A 17,693-nucleotide genomic window follows, 5' to 3' on the forward strand; every position below is an offset into this window, starting at 1 on the left:
TGATCGGTTATGGGTTAAAATAACATCATAACCAATTAACAAGATAGTGAATGTCAAACCAAGATCCTAATCTCAGTCGAGAACAAGAAAAGTACGAAAACCCTGTCCCAAGTCGTGAGTTTATACTTACTCATATAAAAGACCGTGCCAAGCCTGCTAATTTTCATCAATTATGTGAGGAGTTAGCGGTAAACGATGATGAGCGTCAAATTGCTTTTAAGCGTCGTTTACGTGCCATGGAGCGTGATGGTCAACTCTTCTTTAATAAATTTAAATGCTACGCCTTAATTGATGAAGCTGGGCTTGTTAAAGGCAAAGTAATCGGTCACCGTGACGGGTTTGGCTTTTTAGAAGTCGAAGGCGAAAGTAAAGACTGGTTTATTGCCAAGCATCAAATGAGTTCGGTGCTGCATGGCGACATAGTACTGGCTAAAGGCACCAAACGAGGCTCCGGCGGCAAGTGCGATGCGCGTATTATTAAAGTGCTGGCTGGCGAGCGAGCACCGATTGTTGGTCGCTATTTTGTTGAGCATGGCATAGCAGTGGTGGTGGCGGAAGATCCACGTATCACCCAAGATATTATTATTTTGCCGGGCAGTGAAAACGGCGCACGTCACAACCAAATGGTGCAAGTGCAAATTACCCAAAACCCTAACCGTAATATGAATGCGGTAGGGAAAATCATTGATGTACTGGGTGAGCATTTAGCCCCTGGTATGGAAATTGAAGTGGCACTGCGTAATCACGATATCCCGCATGTATGGCCAGAAGCGGTTGAAAAGCAGGTTGAACACTTAGGTGAGTTTGTCGAAGAAGGTGACAAGCAAAATCGAGTTGATTTACGTGATTTACCATTGGTTACGATTGATGGTGAAGATGCTCGCGATTTTGATGATGCGGTGTATTGTGAGCCTGTTGAATCGGGTGGTTGGCGGTTATGGGTAGCGATTGCTGATGTATCCCATTATGTCGCAATGAATACCCCACTTAATGCCGAGGCAATCGAACGTGGTAACTCAGTGTATTTCCCTGAACAAGTTATTCCTATGCTGCCAAAAGTATTGTCCAATGGCTTGTGTTCATTAAATCCAAAAGTTGACCGTTTATGTATGGTCGCAGAAATGCTGGTATCGGCTGAAGGTAAATTATCAGGCTATCGCTTTTACGAAGCGGTGATGAATTCGCATGCGCGCTTAACCTACACCAAAGTAAACGCTATTTTACAAGGTGATGAGAAGTTACGTACTGAATACGCACCGGTCGTGCCACATTTAACTGATTTACAGCAAATGTATATGGCATTAAAAGCCGCCCGCCAAGAGCGCGGAGCGATTGAGTTTGAAACCCTTGAAACACGCTTTGTATTTAACGCTCAGCGTAAGATTGAATCAATAGTGCCGGTGCTGCGTAATGACGCCCACAAGCTGATTGAAGAATGTATGATTTTAGCCAATGTGTCTGCGGCTAAAATGCTTGAAAAACACGAAGCCAGCGCGCTTTATCGTGTTCATGCTGAACCAGATGGAGAAAAACTGGCTAACTTTAGACAGTTTTTATCAGAGTTGGGTATTGAATCAACACTCAGTGATGAGCCAACACCAAAAGAAATTACCCATGTGTTAGCCAAGCTTGGCGACCGCCCTGATGCTGAACTTATCCAAACTATGCTACTGCGTTCGATGAAGCAGGCAGTATATCAAGCTGAAAACATCGGTCACTTTGGTTTGTCATTAGGTGAATATGCACATTTCACCTCGCCAATTCGTCGTTACCCAGATTTAGTCGTACATCGTGCGATTAAAGGCATTTTGAAAGCCCAAGGTATGGTTACGTCGGGTGCGTATGTTTATAGTGACGAAGAAGTCGCGCAATTGGGCGAGCAGTGTTCAAATACGGAGCGTCGTGCAGATGATGCAACCCGTGAAGTAGCTGATTGGCTGAAATGTGAATACATGCAAGATCATGTGGGCGACGAATTTGAAGGAGTGATCTCATCGGTTACTAACTTTGGTTTGTTTATTCGCTTAGCTGATTTACAAATTGATGGCCTTATCCATGTCACTAATTTAGGCGATGAGTATTTTCAATATGATGGCGCTAAACATTGCTTGATTGGTGAGCATTCTCGTAAAGTTTATCGTTTAGGCGATAAAGTCACGGTTCAGGTTGCATCGGTAAGCTTAGATGAGCGTCGCATCAATTTAACGCTCAGTGGCGATGTTGCACAAGACAGATACGCGCGTCGTCGTGGTGATGCAAAAGGGCATCAGCCGGCAAGTGTTCGTTCGCAGCTAAAACGTGGCAAAATACCAGGTAAAAAAGCTGACGCGAAAGAGCCTGGTGAACTTAGCGGTCGTTCTGATCAGGGAAAACCAAAGCCAAAAAAAAACAGTGCCAGTCGAGGTAAAAAGAAGCCTGCAGGAAAATCAGCGGATGCTGGCACTACAACGACTGCAAAAAAACCAAAGAGAAAGGCCGTGAAAAAGCCGAAAAGACCCGGCAAAAATGCCCGTAAAAGTAAGAGTTCAGGAGCAAGTGATACGTGAGTAATGAATTAATTTTTGGCTTTCACTCTGTTGAAGCAATTTTCGCAAGTGAGCCTGAGCGTTTTATTGAAATTTATGCCCTAAAAGGACGTGATGATAAACGCTTATCTCCAATTATTGAAGAAGCGCGTAAATTTGGTATATCAGTGCAGTTTATGCAGCGCAAAGCCCTTGATAACAAATCAAAGGGTGAGCAGCATCAAGGTATTATTGCAAACGTTATAGCGGCACCGACTTTTAACGAAAAAGATTTGGATGCAATCATTGCGCGTGAAGAAACGCCATTTTTACTGGTTCTCGATGGCATAACAGATCCGCATAATTTAGGTGCTTGCTTACGTAGTGCAGACGCTGCCGGTGTTCATGCCATTATTGTGCCAAAAGATAAATCAGCAAAACTAAATGGCACAGCGCGTAAAGTTGCCTGTGGTGCAGCTGAGACAGTACCGCTGATCCAAGTCACCAATCTTGCCCGTACTTTACGTGAAATTAAAGATGCTGGTGTTTGGGTTGTTGGTACTGCTGGCGAAACCGATGTGCATGTATTTGATGCCAATCTGACCGGGCCTATGGCGATTGTTATGGGCGCTGAAGGTGAAGGTATGCGCCGCTTAACGCGCGAACATTGTGATGTGTTAGTTAAAATCCCAATGGCTGGCACTGTTTCAAGCTTAAACGTATCTGTAGCAACAGGTATTTGTTTATTTGAAGTACTGCGTCAGAGAAATACGACACAGCCATAAAAGAAAAGCTTTAAGCTTGTAGCCGTCAGTTTAGAGATAAAATTTGAAACCATGCTTGACTTAATAAGCATGGTTTTTCTTTTTGAGCGGATAGCTGATTTTTCAACTTACCACTTAAAGCTAAAAACCTACTTGCTTAATTTTCCGACTAAGCGTAAAATGCGCGCTCATTTCGGCCTATTTAATATTAATTCCTTGCCTTAAACCGACCGGCTGAAACGGTAGAAGGCTCTATTAACCGTAAGGAATATCCATGCGTCATTACGAAATCGTATTCATGGTTCACCCAGATCAGAGTGAGCAAGTTTCTGGTATGATCGAACGTTATACTGGTTCTATCACTGAAGCTGGTGGTGTTATCCACCGTCTTGAAGACTGGGGCCGCCGTCAACTGGCATACCCAATCAACAAGCTTCATAAAGCTCATTATGTTCTTATGAACGTTGAAGCACCTACTGAAGTAATCAGCGAGCTAGAAACTACTTTCCGCTACAACGATGCAGTGCTTCGTAACTTAGTTATGCGTACTAAAGACGCTGTAACTGAAGCATCTCCTCTTGTAAGAGAAGAGAAGAAAGAAGCACCAGCTGCTTAATTGTTTTGAGTCCAAGCATGGCACTTGATCAGCGATAATTTTAAGGTAAACCATATGGTCAGTCCTTTTATGAATCAGCTGGTTATTTCTGGGGTTGTTTGTAAAACACCTAAGTTTAGCCAAAGCCCTGCTGGTATCCCGCATTGTATTTTTGTTGTAGAACACAAATCAATGCAAATTGAAGCAGATCTTAACCGTAATAGTTATGTACGGCTTCAAGTGGTTGCTAGTGGTAAGCAAATGCAACAACAGACTCAACATTTGCACGTTGGGCAGGCATTGCAAGTGAGCGGTTTTTTAAATCGTCACGAAGGTCGTAACGGCCTTAGCCAATTGGTTTTGCATGCTCAGCATATAGAAAGAATTATTTGAGGAATTTATCTCATGGCACGTTATTTCAGACGTCGTAAGTTCTGCCGCTTTAAAGCGGAAGGCGTACAACAAATCGATTATAAAGATCTAGCTACTCTTAGAAACTATGTTACAGAAAGTGGCAAAATCGTACCTAGCCGTATTACAGGTACTAGCGCTAAATACCAGCGCCAGCTAGCAACTGCTATCAAGCGTGCTCGCTACTTAGCCCTTCTTCCATACACTGACTTACATAAGTAAGCAGCGGATTAACACGTTTTTAAAAGGTGTAGAAACATGCAAGTTATTCTACTAGATAAGATCGCTAACCTAGGTGGCCTAGGTGACCAGGTTGTAGTTAAATCTGGCTTCGCACGTAACTTCCTTTTCCCACAAGGTAAGGCAGTTCCTGCAACTAAAGCTAACGTTGAAACTTTTGACGCACGTCGTGCTGAGCTTGAAGCGAAAATCGCTGACCAGCTTGTTGCTGCACAAGCACGCGCTGATAAGCTTGAAGCATTAGCTGAAGTTACATTAGTATCTAAAGCCGGTGACGAAGGTAAGTTATTCGGTTCTATCGGTACTCGCGACATCGCTGACGCTATCTCAGCTGTTGGTGTTGAAGTTGCTAAGTCAGAAGTTCGTTTACCTCTAGGTACTATCCGTGAGACTGGCGAATTTGACGTATCAATCGCAGTTCATTCAGAAGTAACGGCTACTATCAAAGTAATCGTAATCGCTGAAGCTTAATTTCTAATTAAGCGAAAAAAGCCGTGCTGAAAAGCACGGCTTTTTTGTTTATTATTCTCACACATATCACTAGCTAGCATATCATTTCCCACATAAATATTGATTAAAGTCCCTTTTTTAGGTTTTTTATCTGGTATAGTTTGATTTAAAATAAAAACTAATTATTTATACCTATTAAAATGTAGCTGCATTGTAATTAGGTTACAGATTATTGATAGTGACAGCGTTGTCACTGTATATTGTTTGTGCACTGGGCATAGTGTTAAGGATGTTTAAATTGAAAGAGCAGATGATAAAAAATGCGAAGCTTTCTTCTGGTTTCACATTAATCGAGTTATTAATAGTCGTTGCCATTCTAGGCATATTATACAGTGTAGCTATGCCTTCATATATTGAGCATATGGAGCGTAGTCGCCGTGCCGATATTCAACAAGTAATGTTGCAACATGGTGCAGTATTAGAGCGTATTTATTCGCGTAATGGTGGTTATCCAAATGCTTTTGATACGGCAAAAAATACAGATTTTTATACTTTTACTTATACAGCGCTAAACCGCGTTAGTGGCGCTGCAGCTGATGCTAATTTTAAAAGTCGTGCTTTTACATTAACTGCAACCCCAAAAATCGGTTCTACCCAAGCAGGAGATCGCTGTGGTGCATTAGTGATTAAGCATGATGGCACACAATCAGCTGATGCTAATAGTTGCTGGGAGTAACAATGACTAGAACAGCCGGTTTTACATTAGTGGAGTTGATGATTGTGGTTGGGATCGTTGCGATTATGGCGGTATTAGCGTTTCCTTCTTTTAGCCAGCAAATCATGCAAGATCGGGTTGTTACCACCGCAAATCAGCTCAATAGTGTGTATAAATATGCGCGCAGTGAGGCGGTAAAACGTAATCGTGAGATTAAGCTAGTGGTAAGTGGTGATAAATGGCAGGTAACAGCAGCTGTTGATGGTGTTGATACAGTATTAAAAGAATTCGTCATCCAACATCATGGTGTAACAGTTGGTTTAGTTGATCGTACCGTGTGGTCAAGTGGCGAAATCTCTGCGGCGAGCGAGATTTTAATTAAAGATGACAATGATAAAACGGTAGATTATTACTTGTGCATTTTAAAAAGCGGCCAAAATTGGTTAGCTGAAAAATCAGTGGCATGTGCATAATGATTAAACAAAGTGGCTTTTCATTATTAGAAGTGATGCTGTCAGTTGTTATCGCCGGTATTGCTTTATTAGGGTTGGCAGCAGCTCAGCTCAAATCGCTACAATATGCCACTAACAGTTTTAATTACACTGTATCGCTGGTGCAAGGGCAAAATACTTTAGAGCGTATTTGGCCTCGCTTGTGTGAGTTACAAACGACAAATCCAGCTTTATTCACGGATGCTAACTTTCGTGCCTCTTTAGACCCGCAAATCGATGATTATCAGCTGAGCTTACCTGCGGCGTATGCGCATGATATGCAAATCACAGTTTCATGGGCTGATGAGCGGATCAAGCAACAAGACCCTGCTCAATTAGAAAATCAAATTACCTTAAATGCTAGTTACCCTGAGCTACCAGTTGGGTGTATTTGATGATGGCAATTTATCGTCCGCGAGGTTATACCCTTGTAGAACTGATGGTGGCTCTAGCCGCTGGTTCATTCCTACTAGCTGGAGTTAGCCTTTCATACTCAGCTATTAAAGGCACTATTTCAGTTAGTAAAGAGCTTGAAAATGCGCAAGAAGTAATACGTTACACAAGTAAGGTTTTTACGCGTAGCATTAAACAAACACCAAGCGCACCTTTGGTTGCAGCAGATGGCTCGGCAATTACTGTTACTCAGCCAACTGGGGTTATCACCTGTAATGGCAGAGTATCAACAGCTGATATAAATGAAGTTTATAACCTAGTAGGCAATAATTTAATGTGTACATTAGGAGCAGCTCCAGCAGAGCGGTTATTGACGGGAGTCGCCCGGTTGAGTTTTGCAATTGATAATAACATTGTCACTATTAATGTTAGCCCAGAGAACTTACCTGCGCAATTTGAAGACACTATTGCCATTGATATTGCGGTTTCTAATGTTATTTTAAACAATGCTTTTGGTGGTGTGTAATGGCTAAAAAACAAAGTGGTTTTACGCTTGTAACAGTACTTATCCTCACCAGTATGGCGAGTATTGTGGTACTTAATTCATTGCGTGAAAATATTATTCAAGAGCGTATGAGTGGCAATTTTCAAAAGAAAATAAATAGCCGTTTACTCGCTGAAAAAGGTGTTTTCGAAGAAGCTAAGTTATTACAGCAAGCTTTTTCAGATGATAAAACCTTAGATATCGATGGCTTGATCGCAGCGACAGGCACAGCATCAGGCCGCGGTTTGATTGGTGAAGATGCAACTTATAATGCCAGTATTAGTAAAAATGCTGCTGGAGAGCTGGAAATCATCAGCTTGGGTGAGCGTTATGGTGGTGATGCACAAAGTAATTTAGTCGCACGGTTTGGATTTACGCCAGGTAAAGGAGGCTCTGTTTTTGAGAACGCAATTGTGGGCTGTGAAGGGGTGTCACTCAGTGCCAGTGGTCGAATTGATAGCTATGACTCAAGTAAAGGGGATTACGATCCTGACAAGGCTGAGGCTGGCGCTGTCATAGGCACGGTTTATAAAGATAAGGATGTTACATTATCAGGTGCTTCAACTATTTGGGGGAGTGTTCATGCGACTGGCAGTATTACTTTTTCCGGCTCATCTCCAATCACAGGCACATTGCGTGCAAATAACCATATTACAATTGATTCGAATTTTACAGTATCGACTGATCCTGTTTTACCCGATGGTTTTCCACTTGATACAGCTGTAGGCGGAGATGTTTTATCGGCGGGAGGAGTTACCTGGAAGCAAGGAAAAATATTAGGCGTAGTTAGAGCAAATAAAGATCTTAACTTCCCTAATAACAGTGCGAGTACTGTGCTAGAAAATAGAAATAATGACGGCTTAGACGTTTTATATGGCGGCAAATTAAACGCAAAAGATTTAGCACCACACCTTGAACAAGGTGGTATTCCTTACTCAGATCCACGTTATAATGTATCACCAAATGTTGAGTTGGTACCTTTTCAAGATCCTGATAATTTTACAGCAGGGCAAACACAGTGCGATTCAATAAATATAACAACGGTTGTTGATGGTCTGGTTGATCCTAGCGCCGAAAATATTATTGTGAAACACGGTAGTTCAACACTAGTCTCTGATAAGCCAGAAACACGTGTTATCTACGAGTTAACGCCTGATATAGCTCAGTCTAAGATTGAAAATCAAGGTGATTATGTATGGGAAAAGTGGTTAGGCGCACGTCCTGCGACACTTAATTATACGTTAAACACAATTGAGAACGTTGTTGATGTAAAAGTATTAAAAGCAGGTAACTTCTCATTAAATAATGGCATTTTAAAAGTTGCGGGTGGTGATGTAACCTTGATAGTAAATGGTCACTTCATGATGGAAGGCGCTTCAGAGATCCATATAGCACAAGGCAGCAGCTTAAGCCTTTATGTCAACGGTAAAGTAAAATTGAAAGCGTCTCCAGGGTCGATCACAATGAAGCATGGGTTAACCAAAACTGGTAAACCGGTATTCAGTATTTATTCCAGCAATGAACAAGCCAATGGTATTGATATTGATGCTGATGCTAATTTGTATGCAGCCATCTATGCGCCAAAGACTGATGTTAAAGTCGTCGCTAATGGTGGTTTCAGTGGCTCAATTCGGGGCAAAACGGTTTCAGCGTCTGGCAAAGGTGGTATTCACCATGATTCAAATCTAGCAAATATAAGTAGTGGTGGGGGCAGCGCGTCTGACGGCAAATTAGTTTTCCTTGGCTGGTCATATAAAGTACCGGAAAAAACCACTGAAGGGCCCGAAGAAGATCCCCCAGAAGCAACGTTATAAAACCACTTGATAAAACGGCTAGCTGATAAGTTAGCCGTTTTTTGTTAAAAATAATTTCATGTCATTTAAACCTTTTCACTTACATCTCACGTCTAACTATTCAAGAAACTTAAAATTCTGAAAGATCGTATTTCCTGAGTGCTTAGGTATACTCATTTCATAATAATAATCATAAAGGGACAACATCAACGATGTTGATAGATGCAAAACATGCTTTTACACAGCTAAGCGAAGATGCACTTATTAACCGTGTAAAAAGCGGTGATCAAAATGCTTATGCTGCACTTTATGAATTACATGTAAAGCGGGTTTATGGATTGTGCTTACGGTTACTCGCAGATCGCGAACATGCCGAAGATGCAACTCAAGAAGTATTTGTGCAGCTGTGGCATAAAATCGCTAGCTTTGAAGGACAGTCACAGTTTTCAACTTGGCTGCACAGTGTCACCAGTAATATTGCGATTAGCTATTTACGTAAACATAAGAATTGGTTGCAAAAAGTAGTGAGCTTCGAGCAAAGCGGTATGGATGAACAAAGCGCAACAGATTGCCAAGGTCTAAATGGACTCGACAAGTTAGTATTACGACTACCTGAGCGAGCTCGTATGGTATTTGTGCTGCACGCCATTGAAGGTTATCGCCATGAAGAGATTGCCACTATGTTAGGAATGGCAGTGGGTTCTAGTAAGTCGCAATTTCATCGCGCCCGTCAGTTATTAAAAGAGTGGTATGAAAATGAGTAAGCCTAATTTTGAAACATTTTTAGCTGAGTCAATCAATAACACTGAGTCAGAGATCTCACCACAAAAAGATTTATGGCCAGGTATCGAAAAAGCATTAACGCATGCTCCTCAGGCGCAAGGTAAAGCTGCGCTGTGGCCTAAATTAGCGGGTGTGGCAGCATGCTCAGTGGCGGCTTTATTAACCGTGCAGTTGCTGTTTTCCGGCTCTGAGCCTGCGACAAGTGTGGTGATGAGTGACTATTTTACCCAGCAAAAACAAACCTTGTTGGTGCAATATCAAAATCAGCCTGCATTGACAGATAACTGGCAACAGCAATTAACAGAATTAGAGGACGCTGAGCGGGCAATAAAGCAAGCCCTCGACAATGAGCCTGAGAATCCAGCGTTATTAAAAATGCTCGCACAGGTTTATCAGCAGCAATTAGATCTAATCAATAAGGTGCATGCACCGAAGTGGCAACAAATTTAGGAGTATCAACCATGAAAACATTACTATTAGCACTAACTTTATTGCCGTTTTTCGCCTCTGCTGGTGAGAAAATCAATGAACAAATTGAGGTGCCCGCTAATAAGCGTATTTTTATAGATAACCAACGCGGTGATGTACGTATTGAGGGCTGGGATAAATCACAATTACAGATCACCGGTGAGCTTGATGATAAAGCACAAGGGTATCGTTTAGAAGTGGCAGGAGATCGTATCGAATTTATCGTTAAAATGCCGCGTAACAATAATAACGGTTGGAATAGTGGCGATGGTTCTCAATTAGTTATTTATATGCCAAATAGCAGCGAACTTGAATTTACCGGTGTTAACGCCACTATCAGTGCTAAAAATTTGATCGCCGGGGCTGATATTGATGTCGTTAATGGTGATATTAACTTACAAAACATCAGTGGCAATATTAGTGTGGATACCGTTAATGGTGATGTCAGTGCGATAGGCTTAAAAGGTGATATACGCTATGAAACCGTAAACGGCGAAATTAATGACAAAGACTCACAAGGCACGCTGCGCTTTACTGCTGTCAATGGTGATATTAAATCCAAAACAGCAGCTCAAGAAGTTCGCTTAGAGAATGTTAATGGCGATATCGACTTTGCTTTTCAGGCATTAAAAAGCTTACGTATTAGCACGGTAAATGGTGAGAGTGAAATACATATTAATGAGTTACTAAAAGGTGCGCAAATTACTTATGAATCTGTTAGTGGCGATGCCGATTTTTACTTCCCGACGGATGTTTCTGCGCGGTTTGAAATTGAAGCGCATGCCAATGGTAAAATTATTAATGAGTTGAGTGACGATAAAGTTAAAAAAGCGAAATATGGGCCATCAAGTGAATTGGAGTTTGCGGTTAATGGTGGTGATGCTGATATTGAAATAGACACTATCAGTGGGCGCATAGAATTACGTAAGCAAAAGTAATCTCCCATAGCAAAGTAGGAAAAGAAATCCTGCTTTGCTCTTTGCACAACGTAGCCAAGTAGATAGAATAGAGGCCATTCATTGTTAGTATTGCGAAGTTATGGCTAAACCAGATAAACAAGTCGACACTCTTAAAGTTCCTCCTCATTCCATTGAAGCAGAGCAATCTGTTTTAGGTGGCTTAATGCTTGATAATCAAGCCTTTGACCGTGTTGCCGAGTTGGTCGTTTCGCAAGATTTCTATACACGTACCCATAAGCTTATTTTTGAAGCCATGGTCGAGCTTGCTGAAATAGGCGATCCAATCGATTTGATCACCATATCAGAGAGCTTAGAGAAAAAGAATTTACTCAGTGGTATCGGTGGTTTTGCTTATTTAGCTGAAATTGCTAAAAATACGCCAAGTGCGGCGAACATCGACGCCTATGCGAATATCGTACGCGAACGTGCTGTGGTACGTGAAATGATTGGCGTTGCCAATGAAATAGCCGAAGCAGGTTTCAATCCGGAAGGGCGCACCAGCCACGATTTACTCGACTTTGCAGAGAGTAAAGTGTTTAAAATTGCTGAGCAGCGGACAAAAAGTAACGATGGTCCGCAAAGTATTCACAGCATCTTAGAAAAAACAGTCGATAAAATCGAAGAGTTGTACCAGTCGCCACAAGATGGTGTGACGGGGGTAAGTACCGGTTATGCCGATCTAGATAAAATGACCACTGGTTTGCAGCCATCAGATTTAATCATTGTGGCCGCCCGTCCGTCGATGGGTAAAACCACATTTGCGATGAACTTAGCTGAACATGCCGCAATGACACAAGATAAGCCTGTGCTTATTTACTCATTAGAAATGCCCTCGGAGCAGATTATGATGAGGATGTTGGCATCCCTTGGTCGAATTAATCAGACCAAAGTGCGCACCGGTCAATTGGATGATGACGATTGGGCGCGTCTTTCATCAACCATGGGGCTACTGATGGAAAAAGGAAAGATGTATGTTGATGATGCATCAGGTCTAACTCCAACAGATGTTCGCTCACGTGCGCGTCGTATAGCTCGTGATCACGGTGGGATAAGTATGATCATGGTCGATTACTTGCAGCTGATGCGCGTTCCCAGCCTCTCTGATAACCGTACTTTAGAGATTGCTGAAATCTCACGGTCACTTAAATCATTAGCAAAAGAACTCCAATGCCCAGTCGTAGCACTGTCGCAGCTAAACCGTACTCTAGAGCAGCGTGCCGATAAACGCCCAATTAACTCCGACTTACGTGAATCAGGCTCTATCGAGCAGGATGCCGATTTAATCATGTTTATCTACCGCGACGAAGTATATAACGAAGATAGTACTGAGAAAGGGATTGCTGAAATTATCATAGGTAAACAACGTAATGGTCCAATTGGTAAAGTACGTTTAACTTTCCAAGGTCAGTTCTCGCGTTTTGATAATTACGCCGGACCTGCTGTAGACGACGATTACTGATGCGTTTAGCTATTGCCGAAATTAACTTACAAGCACTTGCTCATAATTTAGCGCAAGTGCGACAGTTTGCGCCTAATAGTAAAGTTATGGCGGTATTAAAAGCTAATGCTTATGGTCATGGTTTAGTAAAAATAGCGCAGCACCTTAATGATGCCGACGCATTTGCAGTGGCACGAATAGATGAAGCTCTAGCACTGCGGGCGGGTGGGCTGACCAAGCCTATTGTGTTGCTGGAAGGTTTTTTCCATCAAGATGATTTGCCGATTTTATTAGCCAATAACTTTCAAACCATTATCCATGATGAAAATCAGCTCAGGGCACTTGAAAATGCAAAGCTCGATGAACCAATCAGTTGCTGGTTAAAAATCAATACCGGTATGCATCGTTTAGGGATTGCACCAACGCAGTTGAATGATTTTTATCAGCGCTTGCAAGCGACGAATAACGCTAAAGATACAATCAATTTAATGACGCATTTTTCCAGTGCCGATGATGTTAATGATCCCAAAACAGCTGAGCAAATTGCTTTGTTTGATTCATTAGTGCAAGGCAAACAACAAGCACATTGTTTAGCAAATTCGGCTGGTATTATAGCTTGGCCTGCAGGTCATGGCGACTGGGTACGTCCAGGCTTGATGATGTATGGTGTATCACCAATGCTTAACACTTCTGGCAAAGACCATCAGCTGAAGCCAGTGATGCGCTTAACCACTAAGGTCATTGCAATTCGCGATGTTGATGCCGCGCAAGGTGTTGGTTATGGTGGTTGTTGGCAAAGTGCTCAGCCGACTAAGCTTGCAGTGGTTGCCATGGGCTATGGTGATGGTTATCCGCGCCATGCTAGACATGGCACACCTGTAGTGATTGCTGGCAAACGTTATGGTATTGCTGGCAACATCTCTATGGATATGATCAGTGTTGATATTGGTGCAAATGCTGATGGCATCAAAGTCGGCGATGAGGTGGTGATGTGGGGCCCAGAATTACCCGTTGAAGAAATCGCCCAATGTGCCACGACAATCCCTTACGAGTTAGTCTGTAATATTACCCCACGGGTAAGCTATGAATATTTAGAGTAATGCTAAGCGTTACTCTTTGATAAAATACACATCGCTAAAACCCATGCGAGCAAACTCTTCATCACGAAAATTACGCACTGCCGCAGAACCTTTTGAAGTCATAGCAATTTGTTGTTCCATCTTTAAATAATTTGTTAAATCAATCCCTTCAGCCGCGGCAATAGCCTGATACATATCGCGATATTTATCTTTTGCAAAATTAATTTCGCGAGGCTGATTTTTAAATTTGTACGTAATGCGTCGTGCCATGAGTCACTCATAAAATAATTTAATTGCGTTAATTTTACACCTTCTTCGACATCCGCTCTACCTTTGAATGACTTGTAGCTTAGCTCAAGTTACAATAACGGTCATATTTTTAAATAAACCAAGGAATTGTCATGAAATTATCTGTAGAGATCAGTAAGTACCCACTTCATCAAGATTATATCCCATTTATTAAGGGGTTTATTGATCGCTTAAATGAATATGACGATTTAAAAGTAATAACAAATACCTTGTCGACGCAAATTTTTGGGGATTACGATTTAGTAATGTCAGTGCTTAGTACAGAGATAAAACGTTCATACGAAGAGTTTGGCAAAGCTATTTTTGTTTGTAAATTCCTCAATGGTGATCTCTCTCCCCAATAGCAGCTAAAGCCTTAGTGGATCAATTATGGAATTTATTACAGAAACTCTCGCAGGGTTTACTGCAATGTCGCACTGGGAATATATCGCAGTGGCGCTCTCTATGGCATATTTGCTATTAGCAATAAAAGAAAATCTGTGGTGTTGGCCTGCGGCATTTTTTAGCACCCTTATTTATACCATAATGTATTGGAATGGTGCTTTATTAATGGAATCGCTATTGCATTTTTACTATATGTATATGGCGGTTTATGGGTGGGTAATATGGCGAAAAGGCGACGCTAATAAACATCAATTAGTGATTACCTCATGGTGCTTGCATCAACACTTATTCATTATTATTGCGACTTCGATTGTGGCATTAATATTTGGTTATGTGATGAACAATCACACCCATGCAGACTTTGCTTATTTAGATAGTTTTACAACCTGTTTTGCTGTTGTTACAACGTATTTAGTTGCGAAAAAAGTACTGGAAAATTGGCTGTATTGGATTGTTATTGATGCGGCTTCGATGTATTTGTATTACGAGAAAGGCTACTACCCAACATTAGCGCTGTTTATTTTCTACACCATAATGGCAGCATGGGGGTTTAAAACCTGGTATGAAGAGTATGAGCAAAATCAAGCTAAGCCTTTGGCGCAATTATAAGAAGCAGTATGACAGGTAAAGAAATTAGCGGCATTTTTGCCGCTTTTGATCCACAACTAAAGGTATTGAGCAATGAGCGGCTATTTAGCGGTTTAAGTAACGATAACTTTTTAGTGCGTACTGCACAGCAGGCTTTTTTATTAAAGTGCTATCGCGAGCATTGGCCAGCGCAAGGCTTGGCAGCACAAACTGTATTTGCGCAGCAGCAGGTATGCCCCAAACCACTGTGGACTGATGAAGTTAACAAGCTGGCGATTTTTGAATACCTAGAGGGGGATATTGCACAAGGGGATTACACTTTAGAGTTGTTGCAAAAGTTGATTGCTTTTCATTGCCATGATGTTGTTACTGAGGCGATGGATATAAAGTATGAGCTGGATTTTTATAAACAAACTCGCTTATATCAGCAATATCAAGCAAGCGTTGAGGATGCATTAAAGCAAATCGCGTTATTACCCCGTGATGAAGGTTTTTGCCATAATGATTTAGTAAAAGAAAATATTATTGTGAATAGCCAAGGCATGTTTTTAATTGATTTTGAGTACGCTAAAAGTAATGACGTATACTTCGATTTAGCAGCACTAACTGTTAGCTTTGCGTTGAATGATAAGCAAAAAAATAGCTTACTTTCAAACTACCAACAGCAATTGCCTGCTATTCAAAAATTTCACTATTCACTGCAAAAGCTTGAATGCTATCAGTTGGTGTTTTTAGTGTTGTGTATTTGTTGGTATAGCGCACGCTCAGTCGATAATAAAGTGACTGAGTTGCGTACGCAGTTGGATTGTTTGATTAGCTCAATGGAGCATCGTTAAAGACCACCAAAACGCGCCGCAAGTTCTTTGTATTTTGCAACTTCATCTGCATCAAATAGTGGTTCGCCGTTTTCATCAACAGATTTCGATATTAATAAACTTTCCCGGGCAAGACGCTTTACACGTTCAACTTTAACCCCTAAAAACTCCGCTACTTGCTCGGTTGACATTAAACTCATAGATACTTCCTCATGTTAAACCTTTTACAAGCGCCTTAAAAAGTCGTTAAACGGGCATTTATATGTTGCAAAATGGTTAGTGATTTTTATTAAGTATAATTTAATAGCTGTTTTTTGCTTGCTTGTGAAGTAATTTATTATAATTTGCTGAATTATTAAGCATCTAAGCGATAGAAGCTAGCATTTAATTGCATATGCCTTTATTATTGCTCGGCCTAAGCACTGATATCGCGAGTTGGTGTGGTGGCACAAATGTGCTCTCGTGGTGAAATGGATATCACGTGGCCCTCCGGAGGCTGAGTTGTAGGTTCGATCCCTACCGAGAGCGCCATTTGCAATAATGCCCAGCCTTTCATCAAAGGCCATCAATAATAACTCTCTATCTTACTCCACTGTGTTTGCCCTCAATCACACTATTTTAGTACTCATGATGTAAATAAACCCCTACTAATATTTTGAATTAAATAAATTGCACAAGTGGTAAAACTGACAACTGGACTATACTCATAATTCATTATCTTAGGGAATTGTATTATGTACTACAGCTCGCCTCCATTAAAAATGGGGGGATTACAGTTTCATGTCCTTTTGCATACTAAGTAAGTCGAGCACAGTTGTTATTTGGCAATGCCTGTGAGTGTTGTGTTAAATGAGCTCTTTAGCAAAGGGTACCCTGGAGATTGAATGAATATTAAAACCCGTATTCTGGTGTTTGTCATTTTGTTTGAGATATTGGCTTATTCAACCCTACAGTTATTCAACACGCTAATTTACAAAGAATCTTTGGATGAATTTAAGCAAAATGAAATTCAGGCTGTGTTTAATGGCACTATTTCCCGTATCAATCATCTTACAGAACAAATGCAAGGTCATGTGATCGATCTGGCTCTAAGTGGTGAGCAGTTATACTTTCTGCGTCATCAAAAATCTACTCCCATGGCTGATATCAAGGAACTGGCTCAGCGCACGTTACAAAACAAGTTTACTAGTTTTGAGCAAGCTATGGGCGGAGGGCTTTGGTATCAACCGCAGGTACTGGATGAGCAGTATCGTTATTTTGGCCCATATGTATATAAAGAAAATAAACAGCTGCAATTTACGTGGGACCTCAATACACCACAGTACGATTATTTTTCTCAGGATTGGTACCAGCTTGCTGTACAGCAAGGGTGGGGATTAAACCAATCAAGCTATCGTCCTATATTTTGGACTAACCCTTATTACGATGATGCAGGCTCATTCTCGTTGATGATGACCATAGATGCGGTGATGCTTGACGATAACCGCAGTCCGATTGGTATGGCGACGCTCGACTGGTCTTTAGCTGAGTTAAGTGAGTTTTTAGTCAGCATTAAAGTGACCGAAAATGCACAATCATTTTTATTTCACCGGGATTCTGAGTTAATTATTGGCTTTACAGACAAGCCTCAAACGGTACAGCAGTTGACCGATGACTTTCCTTGGGCGGCAACATTAGTAGCTCAAAGTCGGTTAAGTAAGGTCAATAGCTTTGGGTTTGAGCAGCTAGCAATTGAAGATAAGTATATTTTTTATCAGCTTAGTGAGAGCGGTTTTATCTTTGGCTCATTAGTTCCTAAAAATGATTTAAGTAAACAAGTTGATAAAGTGTCTTCTTGGGCCTTAATCCAGGGCAAGAGCATGAAAAAAGCCTATGATTTCAATACCTTTTCAAGGTAACCTGTACTGCGCATAGCTTTTTTCTGTTTTGCGGGCATGCCTTTATTAAAGCTTGTTTCTGCTTTTAGCTGA

At 41.3% G+C, this 17,693-nt stretch carries 22 protein-coding genes and 1 tRNA gene; 21 read left to right on the top strand and 2 right to left on the bottom strand.

The window, feature by feature from the left end:
* Positions 1-50: 50 nt before the first annotated feature.
* The 16 genes from rnr (at position 51) to alr (ending at position 13,648) form a co-directional block, all read left to right on the top strand.
* Positions 51-2,546 (top strand): ribonuclease R, encoded by a 2,496-nt coding sequence (rnr, locus tag H5180_RS17810; protein ID WP_182758756.1) that lies wholly within the window; start codon positions 51-53, stop codon positions 2,544-2,546.
* Positions 2,543-3,289 (top strand): 23S rRNA (guanosine(2251)-2'-O)-methyltransferase RlmB, encoded by a 747-nt coding sequence (gene rlmB / locus H5180_RS17815; protein WP_145236971.1) that lies wholly within the window; start codon positions 2,543-2,545, stop codon positions 3,287-3,289. The genes rnr and rlmB overlap by 4 nt, the downstream gene beginning before the upstream one ends.
* A 253-nt stretch (positions 3,290-3,542) precedes the next feature.
* Positions 3,543-3,884, top strand: coding sequence for a 30S ribosomal protein S6 (gene rpsF / locus H5180_RS17820; protein ID WP_145236974.1), 342 nt, complete (start codon positions 3,543-3,545; stop codon positions 3,882-3,884).
* A 54-nt stretch (positions 3,885-3,938) separates the two neighbouring features.
* Positions 3,939-4,256: a primosomal replication protein N gene (gene priB, locus H5180_RS17825; protein ID WP_182731625.1), complete on the top strand. Its 318-nt coding sequence runs from the start codon at positions 3,939-3,941 to the stop codon at positions 4,254-4,256.
* Positions 4,257-4,268: 12 nt separating this feature from the next.
* Positions 4,269-4,496 (top strand): 30S ribosomal protein S18, encoded by a 228-nt coding sequence (gene rpsR, locus H5180_RS17830; protein WP_002962753.1) that lies wholly within the window; start codon positions 4,269-4,271, stop codon positions 4,494-4,496.
* Between the two features lie 36 nt (positions 4,497-4,532).
* Positions 4,533-4,985, top strand: coding sequence for a 50S ribosomal protein L9 (gene rplI / locus H5180_RS17835; RefSeq protein WP_145236982.1), 453 nt, complete (start codon positions 4,533-4,535; stop codon positions 4,983-4,985).
* A 277-nt stretch (positions 4,986-5,262) separates the two neighbouring features.
* Positions 5,263-5,700, top strand: coding sequence for a type IV pilin protein (locus H5180_RS17840; protein ID WP_310736507.1), 438 nt, complete (start codon positions 5,263-5,265; stop codon positions 5,698-5,700).
* A 2-nt stretch (positions 5,701-5,702) separates the two neighbouring features.
* Positions 5,703-6,152: a GspH/FimT family pseudopilin gene (locus H5180_RS17845; protein ID WP_182731624.1), complete on the top strand. Its 450-nt coding sequence runs from the start codon at positions 5,703-5,705 to the stop codon at positions 6,150-6,152.
* Positions 6,152-6,565, top strand: a complete 414-nt coding sequence (locus tag H5180_RS17850; RefSeq protein ID WP_145236995.1) for a prepilin-type N-terminal cleavage/methylation domain-containing protein — start codon at positions 6,152-6,154, stop codon at positions 6,563-6,565. Before H5180_RS17845 ends, H5180_RS17850 begins: the two co-directional genes overlap by 1 nt.
* Complete coding sequence (locus H5180_RS17855; protein WP_182758757.1) at positions 6,565-7,089, top strand: PilW family protein; 525 nt, start codon at positions 6,565-6,567, stop codon at positions 7,087-7,089. Before H5180_RS17850 ends, H5180_RS17855 begins: the two co-directional genes overlap by 1 nt.
* On the top strand, positions 7,089-8,921 hold the full coding sequence (locus tag H5180_RS17860) for a hypothetical protein (protein ID WP_182758758.1): 1,833 nt from the start codon (positions 7,089-7,091) through the stop codon (positions 8,919-8,921). Before H5180_RS17855 ends, H5180_RS17860 begins: the two co-directional genes overlap by 1 nt.
* Positions 8,922-9,112: 191 nt before the next feature.
* A complete protein-coding gene (locus H5180_RS17865; protein ID WP_182758759.1) occupies positions 9,113-9,664 on the top strand; it encodes an RNA polymerase sigma factor in 552 nt (183 codons plus the stop codon).
* Entirely contained in the window at positions 9,651-10,133 is a 483-nt protein-coding gene (locus H5180_RS17870; RefSeq protein ID WP_182731620.1) for a hypothetical protein, read from the top strand. The genes H5180_RS17865 and H5180_RS17870 overlap by 14 nt, the downstream gene beginning before the upstream one ends.
* Positions 10,134-10,144: 11 nt before the next feature.
* Positions 10,145-11,089, top strand: a complete 945-nt coding sequence (locus tag H5180_RS17875; RefSeq protein ID WP_145237012.1) for a DUF4097 family beta strand repeat-containing protein — start codon at positions 10,145-10,147, stop codon at positions 11,087-11,089.
* A 100-nt stretch (positions 11,090-11,189) separates the two neighbouring features.
* Positions 11,190-12,569 carry a replicative DNA helicase gene (gene dnaB / locus H5180_RS17880; RefSeq protein ID WP_145237015.1) on the top strand — a complete coding sequence of 460 codons (1,380 nt, stop codon included), beginning with the start codon at positions 11,190-11,192 and terminating at the stop codon, positions 12,567-12,569.
* A complete protein-coding gene (gene alr, locus H5180_RS17885; protein WP_145237018.1) occupies positions 12,569-13,648 on the top strand; it encodes an alanine racemase in 1,080 nt (359 codons plus the stop codon). The genes dnaB and alr overlap by 1 nt, the downstream gene beginning before the upstream one ends.
* 9 nt (positions 13,649-13,657) lie before the next feature.
* Here alr and H5180_RS17890 read toward each other — a convergent pair whose 3' ends face one another.
* A complete protein-coding gene (locus tag H5180_RS17890) occupies positions 13,658-13,897 on the bottom strand; it encodes a DUF2960 domain-containing protein (RefSeq protein ID WP_145237021.1) in 240 nt (79 codons plus the stop codon).
* Positions 13,898-14,028: 131 nt separating this feature from the next.
* Between H5180_RS17890 and H5180_RS17895 the strand changes: the two genes are divergently transcribed.
* The 3 genes from H5180_RS17895 to H5180_RS17905 are packed head-to-tail and all read left to right on the top strand — an operon-like array spanning position 14,029 to position 15,744.
* Positions 14,029-14,280, top strand: a complete 252-nt coding sequence (locus H5180_RS17895; protein WP_145237024.1) for a hypothetical protein — start codon at positions 14,029-14,031, stop codon at positions 14,278-14,280.
* Positions 14,281-14,305: 25 nt separating this feature from the next.
* A complete protein-coding gene (gene pnuC / locus H5180_RS17900; protein WP_145237027.1) occupies positions 14,306-14,929 on the top strand; it encodes a nicotinamide riboside transporter PnuC in 624 nt (207 codons plus the stop codon).
* An 8-nt stretch (positions 14,930-14,937) separates the two neighbouring features.
* Positions 14,938-15,744, top strand: a complete 807-nt coding sequence (locus tag H5180_RS17905) for a phosphotransferase (protein ID WP_145237030.1) — start codon at positions 14,938-14,940, stop codon at positions 15,742-15,744.
* On the opposite strand, the gene H5180_RS17910 is transcribed toward H5180_RS17905, so the two are convergent.
* Positions 15,741-15,923 (bottom strand): helix-turn-helix domain-containing protein, encoded by a 183-nt coding sequence (locus H5180_RS17910; protein WP_145237033.1) that lies wholly within the window; start codon positions 15,921-15,923, stop codon positions 15,741-15,743. The genes H5180_RS17905 and H5180_RS17910 overlap by 4 nt on opposite strands.
* Positions 15,924-16,179: 256 nt before the next feature.
* Here H5180_RS17910 and H5180_RS17915 point away from each other — a divergent pair.
* Together H5180_RS17915 and H5180_RS17920 are read left to right on the top strand one after the other, a co-directional pair.
* Positions 16,180-16,254: transfer RNA gene (locus H5180_RS17915), tRNA-Arg, on the top strand.
* Positions 16,255-16,607: 353 nt separating this feature from the next.
* A complete protein-coding gene (locus tag H5180_RS17920) occupies positions 16,608-17,621 on the top strand; it encodes a hypothetical protein (protein WP_182758760.1) in 1,014 nt (337 codons plus the stop codon).
* The last annotated feature ends 72 nt before the right edge of the window (positions 17,622-17,693 follow it).

Origin of the sequence: Pseudoalteromonas sp. SR41-4 (genome assembly GCF_014163985.1) — a bacterium.
In the GTDB taxonomy this organism is placed as follows: Bacteria; Pseudomonadota; Gammaproteobacteria; order Enterobacterales; family Alteromonadaceae; genus Pseudoalteromonas; species Pseudoalteromonas rhizosphaerae.

What these genes read in the sequence shown, in the direction of transcription:
- H5180_RS17895 (WP_145237024.1), top strand. Translation starts at nt 14,029, where the DNA reads ATGAAATTATCTGTAGAGATCAGTAAGTACCCACTTCATCAAGATTAT.
- H5180_RS17875 (WP_145237012.1), top strand. Translation starts at nt 10,145, where the DNA reads ATGAAAACATTACTATTAGCACTAACTTTATTGCCGTTTTTCGCCTCT.
- H5180_RS17890 (WP_145237021.1), bottom strand. Translation starts at nt 13,897, where the DNA reads ATGGCACGACGCATTACGTACAAATTTAAAAATCAGCCTCGCGAAATT.
- H5180_RS17870 (WP_182731620.1), top strand. Translation starts at nt 9,651, where the DNA reads ATGAAAATGAGTAAGCCTAATTTTGAAACATTTTTAGCTGAGTCAATC.
- priB (WP_182731625.1), top strand. Translation starts at nt 3,939, where the DNA reads ATGGTCAGTCCTTTTATGAATCAGCTGGTTATTTCTGGGGTTGTTTGT.
- pnuC (WP_145237027.1), top strand. Translation starts at nt 14,306, where the DNA reads ATGGAATTTATTACAGAAACTCTCGCAGGGTTTACTGCAATGTCGCAC.
- rpsR (WP_002962753.1), top strand. Translation starts at nt 4,269, where the DNA reads ATGGCACGTTATTTCAGACGTCGTAAGTTCTGCCGCTTTAAAGCGGAA.
- rplI (WP_145236982.1), top strand. Translation starts at nt 4,533, where the DNA reads ATGCAAGTTATTCTACTAGATAAGATCGCTAACCTAGGTGGCCTAGGT.
- H5180_RS17845 (WP_182731624.1), top strand. Translation starts at nt 5,703, where the DNA reads ATGACTAGAACAGCCGGTTTTACATTAGTGGAGTTGATGATTGTGGTT.
- H5180_RS17905 (WP_145237030.1), top strand. Translation starts at nt 14,938, where the DNA reads ATGACAGGTAAAGAAATTAGCGGCATTTTTGCCGCTTTTGATCCACAA.
- H5180_RS17865 (WP_182758759.1), top strand. Translation starts at nt 9,113, where the DNA reads ATGTTGATAGATGCAAAACATGCTTTTACACAGCTAAGCGAAGATGCA.
- H5180_RS17920 (WP_182758760.1), top strand. Translation starts at nt 16,608, where the DNA reads ATGAATATTAAAACCCGTATTCTGGTGTTTGTCATTTTGTTTGAGATA.
- H5180_RS17860 (WP_182758758.1), top strand. Translation starts at nt 7,089, where the DNA reads ATGGCTAAAAAACAAAGTGGTTTTACGCTTGTAACAGTACTTATCCTC.
- rpsF (WP_145236974.1), top strand. Translation starts at nt 3,543, where the DNA reads ATGCGTCATTACGAAATCGTATTCATGGTTCACCCAGATCAGAGTGAG.
- dnaB (WP_145237015.1), top strand. Translation starts at nt 11,190, where the DNA reads ATGGCTAAACCAGATAAACAAGTCGACACTCTTAAAGTTCCTCCTCAT.
- alr (WP_145237018.1), top strand. Translation starts at nt 12,569, where the DNA reads ATGCGTTTAGCTATTGCCGAAATTAACTTACAAGCACTTGCTCATAAT.
- H5180_RS17855 (WP_182758757.1), top strand. Translation starts at nt 6,565, where the DNA reads ATGATGGCAATTTATCGTCCGCGAGGTTATACCCTTGTAGAACTGATG.
- rnr (WP_182758756.1), top strand. Translation starts at nt 51, where the DNA reads ATGTCAAACCAAGATCCTAATCTCAGTCGAGAACAAGAAAAGTACGAA.
- H5180_RS17910 (WP_145237033.1), bottom strand. Translation starts at nt 15,923, where the DNA reads ATGAGTTTAATGTCAACCGAGCAAGTAGCGGAGTTTTTAGGGGTTAAA.
- H5180_RS17850 (WP_145236995.1), top strand. Translation starts at nt 6,152, where the DNA reads ATGATTAAACAAAGTGGCTTTTCATTATTAGAAGTGATGCTGTCAGTT.